Source organism: Motilibacter deserti (assembly GCF_011250635.1).
GTDB classification, from domain to species: domain Bacteria; phylum Actinomycetota; class Actinomycetes; order Motilibacterales; family Motilibacteraceae; genus Motilibacter_A; species Motilibacter_A deserti.
Genome location: NZ_JAANNP010000047.1, coordinates 1 through 13,439 on the forward strand (window position 1 = coordinate 1; position 13,439 = coordinate 13,439).

Consider the following 13,439-nt stretch of genomic DNA (forward strand, 5'->3'; position numbering starts at 1 on the left):
GGCGGGAGATCATCTACTTCGACGAGGCCGACGACGCGCAGCGGGTGCTGGTCGACCCCCGCGAGATGGCGCCCGGCGCGCCGACGTCCGAGGTCCGCTACGACGCGGTGCTCGACGAGTGGGTCGCGGTCGCGGGCCAGCGGCAGGGGCGCGCCTTCCTGCCCCCGCGCGACGAGTGCCCGCTCTGCCCCTCGCGTGACGGCCGGCAGTCCGAGGTGCCGTCGCCGGACTACGACGTCGTCGTGTTCGAGAACAAGTCCCCTTCGTTCGCGCAGACCGCGGCGCCCGCGGACGCGAGCCCGCTTAACGGCGGCCTGGTGCCGCGGGAGCCGGCGTACGGCCGCTGCGAGGTCGTGCTGTTCACCTCCGACCACGACACGTCGTTCGCCCAGCTCTCCCCCGAGCGCGTGCGCACGGTGCTCGAGGCGTGGGTCGACCGGACGCTGGCGCTGTCAGCGCTGCCCCACGTGGAGCAGGTGTTCTGCTTCGAGAACCGCGGCGAGGAGATCGGCGTCACGCTCGCGCACCCGCACGGGCAGGTCTACGCCTATCCGTTCGTCACGCCGCGCACCCGGCAGGCCCTCGACTCCGCGCGCCGCTACACCCGGCGCACGTTCCGCAACCTCTTCGCCGACGTGCTCGCGGCCGAGCTCGAGGAGGGGACTCGCGTGGTCGCGGAGTCCGCGCACTGGGCGGCGTTCGTGCCCGCGGCGGCCCGGTGGCCGCTGGAGGTGCACCTCTACCCGAAGGAGCGCGTCGTCGACCTGCCGTCCCTGAGCGACGCCCAGCGCGACGACTTCCCGGGGATCTACCTCGAGCTGCTGCGCCGCTTCGACGGCCTCTACGACACCCCGACCCCCTACATCGCCGGCTGGCACCAGGCGCCGGTGCGGGCCGACCGGGACCTGTCCTACCTGCACCTGACCCTGCACTCGATCCGCCGGGCGCCAGGCAAGCTCAAGTACCTCGCCGGCTCGGAGTCGGTGATGTGGGCCTTCGTCAACGACGTCCCGCCCGAGGCCCAGGCCGCGGCGCTCCGAGGAGTTCAGCTGTGAACGCTCCCATGGCAGCAGTGCGCTTCGCCGAAGTGCACAACAGTGAACCCGAGGGCGTGTGGGCGGCGCCGGGGCGGGTCAACCTGATCGGCGAGCACACCGACTACAACGACGGCTTCGTGCTGCCCTTCGCGCTCGAGCAGTCGACGTGGGTGGCGGCGTCCCGCCGCGACGACGGCGTGCTCCACGTCGAGTCGCTGCAGGCCGACGAGCCGGTGCGGTTCGAGGTCGGCGAGCTCGCGCCGGGTGGGAGCGGCGGCTGGGCGCGCTACGCCGCCGGCGTCGTCTGGGCGATGCGCGCGGCCGGGCACGAGGTGGGCGGGCTCTCCCTCGTCATCGACGGGCAGGTGCCGCTCGGGTCGGGGCTGTCCTCGTCGGCCGCGCTCGAGTGTGCGGTCGGGGTCGCGGCCAACGACCTGTACGCCCTCGGCCTCGAGCGGGCCGAGCTCGCCCGGCTGGCGCAGAAGGCCGAGAACGACTTCGTGGGTGCGCCGACCGGCGGCATGGACCAGATGGCGTCGATGCTCTGCACGCAGGGCAACGCGCTCTTCCTCGACAACCGGACCCGTGAGGTGGAGCAGGTCCCGCTCGACGCGCCCGCCCTCGGCGTACGCCTGCTCGTCATCGACACCAAGGTCAGCCACGCGCACGAGACCGGCGGCTACGGCGAGCGGCGCGCGCAGTGCGAGCAGGCCGCCCGGGAGATCGGCGTCCCCATGCTGCGCGACGTCGACCTGGACGGGCTCGACGCGGCGCTGGCGAAGGTGGGCGACGAGGTCGTCCGGCGGCGTGCCCGCCACATCGTCACCGAGAACGCCCGCGTCCTCGACACCGTCGCCGCACTGCGCCGGGACGACCTGTCCGAGGTGGGCCGGCTCATGGTGGCCTCGCACGTCTCGCTCCGCGACGACTTCGAGGTGAGCAGCCCCGAGCTCGACGTCGCGGTGGATGCTGCGATGTCGGCCGGCGCGATCGGCGCCCGCATGACCGGCGGCGGCTTCGGCGGGTGCGCCATCGCGCTCGTCCGCGAGGCCGACGTCGACGCCGTGGGCGCGGCCGTGGCGAAGGCGTTCGCCGGCTCGGGCTACGCCGAGCCCGGCCTGCTGCCCGCCGCGCCGTCGCAGGGGGCGCGCCGCGAGGTATGAGCGAGCCCGTGCCCGACCCCGAGCTGCAGCAGGTCCTGCGCGAGCTGCGCGACCGGGAGCCGGTGTTCCACCGCCCCGAGCTCGGCACGACGCGTGACGACCTCGAGCGCCAGACGGCCCCGGACTTCTTCGAGGTCGGCGCCTCGGGGCGGCGCTACAGCCGCGGGCACGTCATCGCCACGCTGCTGGCCCGCTACGCCCGGAGCGAGTCCGACGAGTGGGAGACGACCGACTTCCACTGCCGCGCGGTGGGCCCGGAGACGTACCTGCTGACCTATCTCCTGCGCCAGGGCGAGCGGCGCAGCCGGCGCGTCACGGCCTGGCGGCGTACCGATGGGCAGTGGCAGGTGCTCTACCACCAGGGGACGCTGGTGACCGAGTAGGCGCCCCGACGGACGAAGGCGCCCCTCCCGCGGCCGAGCCGCAGGAGGGGCGCCTTCGCTGTGATGAGCCGGTCGCGGTCAGGCCGCGTTCTTGGCCAGCACGGCGTTCTCGCTGTCCTCGGCCGCCTGCAGCTGGTCGATCAGCTGCTGGGCCGCCCTGACGAGCGCGTCACGCGCGATCGGGTCGTTGTTGAGCTGGTTCTCGACCCGGGCGATGAACTGCTCGAGGTAGCCGATGGTGCGCACCTCTCCGCCTCGCGCGGCCTCGGCCTTGGCCCGCAGCAGCCGCTCGCTGAAGGAGGCGGCCTTCGCCGCCGACAGGCGGTCCGCCGCGCGGTACATCGCGAGCGTCGCGTCGATGTCGTCGTACGTCGTGCGTCCGGCCGTCACCTTCCACGACTCGTAGCCGTTCGCGGCGCCTGAGCTGTAACCGTTCTCCACGTTGCCCGGCGCGTCCACCGCGAAGAAGCTCACGACGGTGTCGTTGGAGACGGTGAACGTCTCCGCGCCCTCGCGCAGCGCCGCGTTCTGCAGCTTCGTCGACGAGGTGGTCGGCTTGCTGCCGTCGAGCGTGTAGTAGACGGTCGCGGGCTCCGACGTCTCGATGCTGAACGTCGTGGTCGTGGCAGTGCGGGACTTCACCGTGACCCACGAGTCGGGGCGGACGTCGTCGAGCTCGTACTCCCGGGCCACCTGGAAGAGCCCGACGAGGCCGCCGGCGAACTCCTGGGACTCGGCGTAGCCCTCGGCGAACGGCGGCTGGAAGCCCACGGCCTGCCAGGTCTTGGTCGTCGGGTTCCACAGGTCGGCTCCGACCTCGAAGTCGAAGCCGTAGATCCCGCGGTTGTACCAGTGCTCGTCGGCCGAGTTGCCCGCCGCCGAGTAGAGGACGTCGATGACCGGGCCGGTGCGGCCGGGCCACGTCGCCGTGCCGCGGAAGTCCTGGACGCGCGAGAGGACGTGGTCGGCCGTCTGCCAGAAGTAGGACTCCTCGCCGTACGTCGGGCGAGGCAGCGACTCACGGCCGGCCGTCTTGTAGGCCCCCGGAGGCCACATGAAGTAGCCGCCGTAGCTGTGGATGTTCATCGCGAACTTGATGTTCGGGAACTGCTGGGTCAGCCAGACCTCGTTGCGCGACTCCGGCTCGGACAGCTCGCTCGGGCCGGCGAACGTGTCGCTGCGGCACGCCGTGGGCGAGGTCGTCGGCGTGGAGGCGCCGTTGTATCCGTCGAACGCGGAGCCGACGGAGAAGTTGCGGTTGATGTCGACGCCCCAGTTGTTGCGGTAGCCGGGGTCCGACTGCGCCGGGTCGCAGTAGTTGGTCATGTTCTTGCGCTGGCTGTTCGAGTCGTACATCGAGTAGTGGCCGCCGTCGGGGTTCGTCGTCGGCATGATGAAGATGTCGAGGTCGTCGACGAGGTTGCGCGTCGCCGCGTCGGTGGCGTAGTTGCGCAGCAGGCGCTCGGCCGTCTCGATGGCGACGAGCGGGGTGACCCACTCGCGGGCGTGCTCCTGGGCGTTGGCGAAGACGCCGGTCTTGCTGCCGTCGCGCGTCTTGCCGATGCGGATCGCCTTCATCGTGAAGGGGTCGCGCGAGACGCTGGCCGGGGCCTTGAGGTTGTCGGTGAGCGCGGTGCGCGCGAGCGGCGCCACGACACCGGCGCCCGTCGAGGTGCGGTAGGGCGTCGCGGTCAGCAGCGCGGAGGCCGGCGCCGACGCGTTGATCGCCGCGACGACCTGGGCGGCCGTACTGGTGGCCGCACCCGAGCCGTTGGTCGCGAGGCTGACGGTCACGTCGTTGCCGGCGACCGAGACCGACAGCGGGCTGTCGGCGGCCGAGGGCGCCACGACGGACAGGGTCAGGCTGTTGCCGCCCTCGTGGCCCCACGCCTTGGAGGTGACGTAGAACGCGGAGGCGGTCGCCGTACCGACCGTCAGCTGCGCCTTGCGGCGGTAGCCGTTCGTCTTGTAGGGCAGCTCGACGATCGACGCGAGCTGCGGGAACTCCGCGGCCAGCGACTCGATGCGCTTGGTGACCTCGGTCGGGTCCATGTAGTGGTCGACGAAGCCGCTGGCGAGCTGCGCGCCCGGGTTCTCCGGGGCCTTGCCCAGCCACTTCTTGACCGGAGCGGTGACGGTGCCGCCCTTGCTGCTGGTGAACGTGACCGTCGCCGGCACCTTGTCCACCGGGACCGGGCTCGCCATGCGGTGGTACATGTACTGCCCGGCGTCCACGAAGCGGCTCAGCGTTGCGCTGCCGCCCTCCCAGGACGCGGTGACCGTCGTCGTGGAGTCGGCGCCGAGCGAGGACCGGATCTCGGTCGAGATGTACGTCTGCCCGCCCACGCTGGTGAACCAGTCGGCACGCAGCACGGTGAGGGTGTCGGCGTCGACCGCGGCGTCGGCGGCGGCGAGGGTCTGGACGGTCTCGGCGCGCTCTTCGCGCACCTCCTCCATCTGCTCGCTGCTGAACACCGTGCGGCCCACGTCGAACCCGTGCGCCTCGAGGTCCTGCTTCTCCTGGTCGGTCGCGACCACGTGCAGCTCGAAGCCGTTCTCGACCGGCTTCTTGTACTCCGTCACGTCGAAGCCCAGGCTGACGAGCATGTTCACGGCCGTGTCGTTCGGCACGACGACGGCGACGACTTCCGGCTCCTCCGGCCCGGAGACGACGGTGCTCGCGGCCGGCGCCGACGCGGTGGCCGAATTGGCACCCGCCGCGATCGGCGCGGTCGCGGCGACCACGGGTACGGCGAGCAGGACTACCAATTGTCTGGAGCGGCGCAGTCTTCCGGCCTTCACGGAACCTCCTGGTGGGACCCGGCGATATGGGCGGGCAACTATCACCACACCGGAGGGGTGAGCACAACCACTTCTGTGCAGTTCGAGCAGGAGGATCGCCGGTCGGGGCGCGAGCAGCCCCGGCAGACGCCGCACCCCGCCGCGCAGGGACACTGGCGGGATGGGTGTCGAGCACGTCCTCGCGGCCGCGCGGGCCGGCGTCGATCGGCTGTCGCCGGGCCAGGTGCTCGCCGCGCAGGCCGCCGGCGCCCTGGTCGTCGACACCCGCACGCCGTCGCACCGGCGCGAGCAGGGCGAGCTCCCCGGCGCGCTGGTCATCGACCGGACCGTCCTGGAGTGGCGGCTCGACCCGGCCAGCCCCTGGCGCATCCCGGAGGCGACCGGGCCCGACCTGCAGGTCGTCGTGGTGTGCCGCCACGGCTACAGCTCGAGCCTGGCCGCCGCCTCGCTGCGCGCCGTGGGACTGCGCCGTGCCACCGACCTGATCGGCGGCGTCGAGGCGTGGATCGCGGCGGGCTGTCCCGTGCACCGTGGACCGGTCGACGTCCGCGAGTGACGGCCCGCCTCGGACGTAAGGGACCATGAGCAGGCCAAGGCCCGGCGACGCAGCACGCGTCGCCGGGCCCCGGCGTACACCACTCGGGCGGATCAGCCGACCAGGCGGATCGCTCCCCAGCGGGAGGTGTCCTGGTAGGAGCTGCCCGTCGGGTCGCTCCAGGTGAAGACCGAAGTCCGCTTCCCGGACGTGGCGTCGTTGACCTGCAGGTCGAGGCCGAGCACCTTGCCGACGGCCGGCGCGACGTCCTTCAGTGAGATGGCCGCCTCGACGGTGTAGCTGCTGCCCTTGTACGTCGTCGCGCTCGTCAGCGTCCCCTGCACCTTGTCCGACCCCGTGGTCGAGGCGCGGTTGTCGAAGCTGATGCGGTACTGCGCGTCGTCGTCCTGCAGCGCGGGCGTCTTGCCGTTGTTGCGGTCGAGGAAGATCTCCAGCGAGTCCTGCTCGTACGCGTTCGGCGAGCTGGCGTCGGTGTCGCGGTCCTTGACGTCGGCCAGGACGTAGAGGTTGTCCGCGTCCCACATCAGCCGGACCTTCGCGGTGGCGCCCTTGGCGTCGCCCGACACCAGAACCTCGGTGCGCACGATGGCCGCGTTGCCCCACGCCGCGTCCTGCTTGCCGTCGATCACCGGCTTGGTCTGGGCCTTCGGCACGTCCGCGGTGGCGATCTGGGGGATGAAGGTCAGCGTCCCGTGGTTCGCCGCACCGGCGGCGGTGCCGCCGGTCAGGTCGTTCCAGGACCACTGCCACTTCAGCGCGGCGTCCGTGACCCGGACGTCGAACGGGACGGACGATCCCGCCGCCGGCTCCGCGCCGAGCGGCAGCGCGACCTCCACCCGGTAGCCCGTCGCCGTCTGCGTCACGACGGTCGGGTAGTAGCCGTTGGTCCGGCTGCCGTTGCGGCTGACGACGTAGCGCTGGTCGCCGACGAAGAACTCGACCGTGTCGGCCGCGTCGTTCGTCGCGTCGGTGACGTTGACGAGGGCGAACAGCTTGTCCTTGCGCCAGCGCAGGTCGAACGTCGGCGTGTTGAGGTCGACCTCCACCGCCTGCGTCAACGGGCGGGACTGCCACTGGGCGTCGACGCTCCCGTCGACCGCGACGAGCCCGGCCGAGGCCGTCGTCGTCTGCTGCAGCGCGCCGAGCTTGGACTGATCGACGATGCCCCAGTACTGCTGCTTGGCCTGCAGCTTGTCGTCGAACGGCAGCGGCGACTCCTGCGGACGGTTGATCGGCCACGTCCGAAGCCAGCTTCGGGTGTCGTACGGCCCCCAGAAGGTGACCGACTCGATGCGCTCGGAGTACTTGCGCAGCACGTCGAACAGGTCGCGGTAGTAGTAGCCGGCCCGGATGTCGCGCTCCGCCGTCGGGGCGGGGAGCGACTCGGCGCGCGACTCCGAGGTGCTGACGTCGAGCTCGCTGATCGCCATCGTCAGCGGGAGCTTGGAGAAGCGCTCCAGCTGGCGCTCGACGAGGCTCACCGGCCGGTCGAGGAAGAGGTGGGTCTGGAAGCTCACCCCGTCGATCGGCACGCCGCGGCTGAGCAGCCGGTTCACGAGCGCGAAGTAGCGGTCGTTCTTGCCGGGCAGCTCGGTGTCGTAGTCGTTGATGAACAGCTTCTGCTTCGGGAAGTACTTGTCGGTCAGCCGGAAGGCGTCGTCGATGAACGTCTCGCCGAGGACCTGGTACCACCGGCTCTCACGCAGCCCGTCGACGTTGCCGGGGCCGTCGTTCACGACCTCGTTGACCGCGTCGAACGCCCAAATCGGGTAGTTGCCGTCGGGGTAGCGGGCCAGCAGGTGGTCGCGGATCCCCTTGATGTGGTTCTCCATGCGCTGCAGCAGGATCACCTGGTCGGCGCTGCTGTTCGTCAGCGGCCGGAGCTGGCCGTTGGCACCACGCTCGGTCGGGTGCGTGAACATCCAGGCCGGGGTCTGGTCGTGCCAGACCATGACGTGGCCGTAGATCTTGAGGTTGTTCCGGTCCGCGAAGTCGAGCAGCCGGTCCATCGTCGACCAGTTGAACTGGCCCTCGACGGGCTCGATCTGGTCCGGCTTCAGCGCGTTCTCAGGGGTGAGCGCGTTGAAGTGCTTGAGCACGAGCTCCCCGGCCGCGCCGGCGGTCTCTCGGGTGTCCATCGCGACTCCGACCCGCTGGAAGGGCAGCACGTCCTTGAGCGACGGGATGTCCTTCTGGATGGCGATCGGGGCGGCCTTGCTGACGGCGAAGTCGTCGAGGTAGAAGCTGACCCCGACCGGGCCCTCGACGTAGAGCAGCGCGGAGTCGGCGTCGCCGCGCAGCTGGTACTTCTGGTTGAACCGCACCCAGCCGTCAGCGGTCACGTCGACCGTGCCGACCGTGTCGTAGTTCGTGGCGCTGCCCTTCGTGCGCTGCACGGTCACGCGCAGCGTGGTGCGCGGCGTGCCGGGCGCGAGGCGCAGCCAGAGCGAGACGTCGGTGTCCGAGCCGACCGCGACCGCCTTGGTCACGTCGAGCACGGGGCCGTTCCAGTCCTGCGCCCGGCCCGTGGTGAGCAGGCTCTGCGTGCCGCTGTGCGCCGCCGCGGTCGTGACCGCGGTCGTCACCGGGCCGCGCGGGCCCCAGCCCTGGGGCGTGCCGTCCTCGAAGCCGCCGGCGATCGAGACCGCACCGCCGCCGTTGCCGCCACCCGGGTTGTCGACCGTGCCCGGCGCGATGGCCCGGCCCGTCGTCGGGGAGATCATGCCGGGGCAGAGGCCGCGGCTGTTGAGGCCCGCGATGATCTGCGGCAGCGCGGCGCGCGTCGTCGCGTAGCCGTCGTGCATGAGGATGACCTGGCCGGCCTGGAGCGTCGCCGCCCGGGCGACGATCTGCGCGGTGGTCGCGCCGTTCCAGTCCTGGGAGTCGACGTCCCAGAGGATCTCCTTGAGCCCGAGCGAGGCCTCGACGCTCTGCAGCGTCGCGTTGGTCTCGCCGTACGGCGGGCGGAAGAGCACCGGCGCCGGGACCCCGGCGGCCGTGATCGCGGCCTGCGTCGACGTGAGCTCGGACCGGATCTGCGCTTCGGTCATCGTCGGCAGGTGAGGGTGCGTCCAGCTGTGGTTGCCGACCCAGTGGCCGCCGTCGGCCTGGGCCTTCACCAGCGCCGGGTTGGCCTGCGCGGCGTTCCCGACGTTGAAGAACGTCGCGCGCGCCTTCGCAGTCGCGAGCACGTTGAGCAGCGCGGCAGTGTCGCCGGCCTTCGGCCCGTCATCGTAGGTCAGGCCGACGTAGCCGTTCTTGCAGTCGCCGTTGACGACCCCGCCGGTGCCCGGGTCGGTCGTCGGCTCCTCACCGAGGATCGCGACGTCGTCGACGTAGAACTCGAGCGTCGCGTTGAGGCTCTCGAAGTACGCGGTGATCCCGGTGTTGTCCGAGTTGCTGAACGTGTAGGCGCCGCCGACGTAGGTCCACGCGCTGTCGGTGACGGCGACCTGGCTGGCGACGGAGTCGTAGCTGCTGGTGCCACCGTGGTCGCGCTGGACCGTCAGGCTGACCCGCTCCGAGCCGGCGCCCGGCTTGAGCCGGACGTACGCGCCGATCGTGTAGGTGACGTTCGGCTGCAGCAGCCCGAGCGCGTTGAACGCCGGGCCGTTCCAGTTGGCGGTGCGGCCTGTCACCTGCAGGCTCTGGGCTCCGGTGCGGGCAAGGGCCTCCGACGTGGCAACCTGGGCGGAGCCGCGCGGGCCCCACCCGTCCGTACCCGTCTCGAAGCTCGTGGAAGCGAGCGTGGGAGGCGCGGCGGAGGCCGCGGGAGGCGTGGTGACCGCCAGGGCCGCCAGCGTGCTGGCGACGGCGAGCCCGGCCAGGGGGCGTCGTCTCATGGGTGCTCTTCTCGTGAGGGCACGGCGATGCCGGCGAGGACCGCGTCCCGTTCCGAAACCTTCCGGAACGGCGCGGGAAACCTAAGCGCCGCATCCGACAGAGTCAACGGGTTCGTTGGGGCCGTAGCTGAACTGTGATGGACGTTGCGCGCGCACCGACCTCCTGGATCTTGGCTGCTGCACAAAGGGAAGATCGCCACGAGCGCCGGGCTCACGGGTCAACGGCTGCCCCGCCTCGACCCCCGGAACGCTCCGGCTGGGCAGTCGACGTCGGACCGGGAATTACCGCGCACGGTCGACGCCCGTGGCAGGGAGCTTCAGCCCCCGGCCTGCAGGCGGAGCCCCGCGAGCAGCAGGTCGAGCCCCGCGCGGAACTGCTCTCTGTCGTCATGGACGGCGAACTCGTCGAGGATGAAGTGCAGGAACGGGTACGTCGCGGGGTCCATCGCTCGCCACGCGTCGGCGTAGCGGGCGACGTAGTCGTCGCGGGAGACGCTCCCGTCGAGGACCTCCTGCGGCGGCTGCTGGCCCAGGTCGGCCGCGGTGCCGATGACGAAGCCGAGGACCGCCGAGACTGCGTCGAACGTCTGCTTGGGCGGAAGGCCCAGCCGCATCGCCTGCTGGCCCATCCGCTCGAAGAACAGAAGCTGGTTGGGCTGCTCGTCCCCCGGGCTGCGCATGAAGTACGCCCCCAGCCAGGGCCGGTCGACGGTCGCGTCGAACAGGGTCACCGCGAGGGCCCGCAGGTCCTCGATCGGGTCCTCGTGGCCGAGGAGCTTCTCGCTGTCCGCGAGCACTCCGGTCAGGACGTGGTCGGCTGCGCGGTCGAGCAGCTCGTCCTTGCCAGAGACGTACCAGTAGACGCTGCCTACCCCACCGCCGAGCCGGGCCGCGAGCGCACGGAACGTGAGTGCCTGCTCCCCGGCCTCGTCGAGCAGCGCGACGGCCGCGGTGAGCACGGCCTCCAGCGAGTGCGAGGCCCGGCGGCGCCCGCCGGCCGGCGCACCCGCGCCCGGCCCTCTGCCCGGCCGCGCCGTCGCGGCACGTCGTGGTCCCGGCATGCCCCCATCCCATCACAAGCCTTGCAGCTGATCGAACGGTGTTCTACTCTCGAACCACGTTCGATAGTCGAACGACGTTCGATACACCGGGAGGCGCTCCATGAGCTCCGTCACCGCGGCCCGCCCGGCCCGCACGTACACGTCCCTGCGGGCGGCCTGGATCCCCCTGGCCGCCCTGTGCCTGGCCTTCTTCGTCGAGATGGTCGACAACACGCTGCTGACCATCGCGCTGCCGACCATCGGGCGCGACCTCGGCAGCGGGACCACCGCGCTGCAATGGGTGACCGGGGCGTACTCGCTCACCTTCGGCGGCCTGCTGCTCACCGCCGGCGCGCTGGCCGACCGGCTCGGCCGCCGGCGCGTTCTGCTCGTCGGGCTCACGGCGTTCGGCGTCATCAGCCTGGGCGCGATCGCGGTGGGCACCGCCGGCGAGCTGATCGCCCTGCGCGCCGCGCTCGGCCTCGCCGCCGCGGCGATGGCCCCGATCACCAACTCGCTGGTGTTCCGCCTCTTCGACGACGAAGCGCTCCGCATGCGGGCGATGAGCGTGATGATCGTGGTGGGCATGAGCGGCTTTATCCTCGGCCCGCTGCTCGGCGGCACCGCCCTCGCCCACGTGCGCTGGGAGTGGCTGCTCGTCGTCAACGCGCCCATCGCACTGGTCGCCTGGATCGGCGTCCGCCTCGGCGTCCCCGCCGACCGGCCCGAGGACCTGACCTCGGACGCCCTCGACCTGCCCGGGGGCGTCCTCAGCATCGCGACCATCGGGCTCGGGTGCTACACGCTGACCAGCGGCGTCGAGCACGGGTGGCTCTCCGCGGCGACGGGCGCGACCGTGCTCGCGGCGGCCCTCGCGCTCGCCGCCTTCGTGTGGCACGAGCGCCGCGCGAAGGCACCGATGCTCGACCTGAGGCTCTTTCGCAACGGCACCGTCCGGGGCGCGGCTCTCGCGCAGGTCGGCACGTCGATCGCGATGGCCGGTGTGATGTTCGGGCTGATCCTGCACTTCCAGTACGCCTACGGCTGGAGCCCCGTCCGGGCCGGCCTGGCCAACCTGCCGATGATCGCCACGATGATCCTGGCGACCCCGGTCTCTGAGGCCCTGGGCAAGCGGCTCGGCCACCGCGTCGCCTGCCTCGTCGGCGCCGCCCTGCTGGCCGGCTCGCTCGCCGGCCTGTCCTACGCCGTCGACTCCGGCTACATCGCCATCGCGGGCTGCATGGTCGTCCTGACCGTCGGGCTGCGGACCGTCATGACCATCTGCGCGGTCGCCCTCGTCAGCGCGATGCCGAGCAACCGCACGTCCATCGGCACGGCGCTCAACGACACGGCGCAGGAGGTCGGGACGAGCGTCGGCACCGCCGTCGTCGGCACGCTGATCGCCACGCTCGTCACCGCGACGCTTCCCGCCGGCGCGTGGAGCAGCGGCCTCGTCGCCTCCTTCTTCGACGGAGAGCGCGTGACCTACGCGGTCCTGGCCGTCGTCGTCGGCATGATCGCCGGCTGGGGCGCGCTGACCCTCACCGACTCCCGGTCGGTCGACGAACACGCCTGACCCGCGGTGGAGCCGGCGGGCGCGCGCTCAGGTCAGCCAGTCCGGCGGCCAGCCGCCCGGCTCCGACGGCTGCGGGAAGCCGCCGTACGCCAGGCCGTACGCGAGGACGACGACGAGCGCGGCGGCGTACGACACCGCGACCACCGTGCCCAGCCGGTCGCACCGCCGGGCTCCCCATGCGAGGAAGCCGAGCGACACGGCCACGGCGAGCGGCACGGTCCCGCCCTCCAGGGAGTTCGTCGCGAACGTGGTGCCGGCGAGCACGCCGAGCAGCCAGGGCAGCGGGCCGGGAGGCATCCCGGCCCGGGCGAGCGCGCGGACGGCCACGACCGCGAGCAGGACGACACCGGAGTACCACACCCAGTGCCCGACGACCTCGTCCCAGAGGTGCGCCACGTCGCTGGGCTGCCGGTTGTTGACCGAGTTGCCGGCCAGGTGGATGCCGTGCCCCTCGGTGTAGGCGACCGTCGCGACGACGAGCAGCAGCCACTCGCGCGCGGGCTGCCGGGACACCGCGAGGGCCCCGGCCAGCGGCAGCACGACGAGCCACGGGGTGAGCAGGTCTGCCCAGTCCGCCCAGCGGGTGTCACCGACCTCGCCGAGCACGTTGACCGCTCCGACGTGGTGCATGACGACGTACGCCACGACGGCCGCCGTCAGCAGCCGCAGCGTGCGGGCCCGGTCCTCGGTCACGTCCCGTCCAGGTCCGCCTCGGCGAGCAGCTCCCCCGCCCGCTCGGGCTCGAGCAGCAGCGCCGCGACGAGGCCACGCCGCTCCCACGCCCCGGCGGCCCAGGCCAGCGCCCGGGCGAGGCCGTCGAGGGTCGTCGCATGCACCGTGCCGCCCGCCACCTGCCAGTCGAGCTCGCCGTACGCGGTGGGCAGCGCGTCGTGCTCGTGCCACGTGCGCGGAGCGCCGGGCAGCACCGCCCGCACCACCTCCGGGACGGGGTGCTCGGCCCCGCCGGCCGGCGGCTCCAGCGCCAGCTCGTCGCTCGCGAGCTCGACCCCGAGCAGCTCGGCGAGCGCGGCCGCGCGGCT

At 72.0% G+C, this 13,439-nt stretch carries 9 protein-coding genes and 1 pseudogene; 5 read left to right on the forward strand and 5 right to left on the reverse strand.

Annotated elements, in window-relative coordinates; genetic code table 11:
• From galT to G9H71_RS18055, 3 genes are all read left to right on the forward strand, one after another.
• The coding region (galT, locus tag G9H71_RS18045; protein WP_166284186.1) for a galactose-1-phosphate uridylyltransferase at positions 1-1,055 on the forward strand (1,055 nt) is incomplete at its 5' end.
• A complete protein-coding gene (gene galK / locus G9H71_RS18050) occupies positions 1,052-2,200 on the forward strand; it encodes a galactokinase (RefSeq protein ID WP_331273089.1) in 1,149 nt (382 codons plus the stop codon). The genes galT and galK, both read left to right, overlap by 4 nt.
• Positions 2,197-2,583 carry a nuclear transport factor 2 family protein gene (locus G9H71_RS18055; protein ID WP_166284187.1) on the forward strand — a complete coding sequence of 129 codons (387 nt, stop codon included), beginning with the start codon at positions 2,197-2,199 and terminating at the stop codon, positions 2,581-2,583. The genes galK and G9H71_RS18055 overlap by 4 nt, the downstream gene beginning before the upstream one ends.
• A gap of 78 nt (positions 2,584-2,661) precedes the next feature.
• Here G9H71_RS18055 and G9H71_RS25270 read toward each other — a convergent pair whose 3' ends face one another.
• Positions 2,662-5,385, reverse strand: coding sequence for a M14 family zinc carboxypeptidase (locus tag G9H71_RS25270; protein WP_166284188.1), 2,724 nt, complete (start codon positions 5,383-5,385; stop codon positions 2,662-2,664).
• 160 nt (positions 5,386-5,545) lie between these two features.
• Here G9H71_RS25270 and G9H71_RS18065 point away from each other — a divergent pair, with 160 nt between their 5' ends.
• Entirely contained in the window at positions 5,546-5,941 is a 396-nt protein-coding gene (locus tag G9H71_RS18065; RefSeq protein ID WP_166284189.1) for a rhodanese-like domain-containing protein, read from the forward strand.
• Between the two features lie 92 nt (positions 5,942-6,033).
• Here the strand turns inward: G9H71_RS18065 and G9H71_RS18070 are convergent, their stop codons facing one another.
• Both G9H71_RS18070 and G9H71_RS18075 read right to left on the reverse strand, forming a co-directional pair.
• A complete protein-coding gene (locus G9H71_RS18070; protein ID WP_166284190.1) occupies positions 6,034-9,783 on the reverse strand; it encodes an endo-1,4-beta-xylanase in 3,750 nt (1,249 codons plus the stop codon).
• 317 nt (positions 9,784-10,100) lie between these two features.
• The gene (locus G9H71_RS18075) at positions 10,101-10,844 is read right to left on the reverse strand and encodes a TetR/AcrR family transcriptional regulator (protein WP_166284191.1); all 744 of its coding nucleotides are present in this window, start codon (positions 10,842-10,844) and stop codon (positions 10,101-10,103) included.
• A 100-nt stretch (positions 10,845-10,944) separates the two neighbouring features.
• Between G9H71_RS18075 and G9H71_RS18080 the strand changes: the two genes are divergently transcribed.
• On the forward strand, positions 10,945-12,399 hold the full coding sequence (locus G9H71_RS18080) for an MFS transporter (protein ID WP_166284192.1): 1,455 nt from the start codon (positions 10,945-10,947) through the stop codon (positions 12,397-12,399).
• Between the two features lie 27 nt (positions 12,400-12,426).
• On the opposite strand, the gene G9H71_RS18085 is transcribed toward G9H71_RS18080, so the two are convergent.
• Complete coding sequence (locus G9H71_RS18085; protein WP_166284193.1) at positions 12,427-13,092, reverse strand: hypothetical protein; 666 nt, start codon at positions 13,090-13,092, stop codon at positions 12,427-12,429.
• A pseudogene (locus tag G9H71_RS18090) lies at positions 13,089-13,439 on the reverse strand (hypothetical protein); the annotation flags it as partial. The gene G9H71_RS18085 and the pseudogene G9H71_RS18090, both read right to left, overlap by 4 nt.

Excerpts from the sequence above, each read along its gene's own strand:
- G9H71_RS18065 (WP_166284189.1), top strand. The coding sequence starts at position 5,546 with ATGGGTGTCGAGCACGTCCTCGCGGCCGCGCGGGCCGGCGTCGATCGG.
- G9H71_RS18080 (WP_166284192.1), top strand. The coding sequence starts at position 10,945 with ATGAGCTCCGTCACCGCGGCCCGCCCGGCCCGCACGTACACGTCCCTG.
- G9H71_RS18055 (WP_166284187.1), top strand. The coding sequence starts at position 2,197 with ATGAGCGAGCCCGTGCCCGACCCCGAGCTGCAGCAGGTCCTGCGCGAG.
- G9H71_RS18070 (WP_166284190.1), bottom strand. The coding sequence starts at position 9,783 with ATGAGACGACGCCCCCTGGCCGGGCTCGCCGTCGCCAGCACGCTGGCG.
- G9H71_RS18075 (WP_166284191.1), bottom strand. The coding sequence starts at position 10,844 with ATGCCGGGACCACGACGTGCCGCGACGGCGCGGCCGGGCAGAGGGCCG.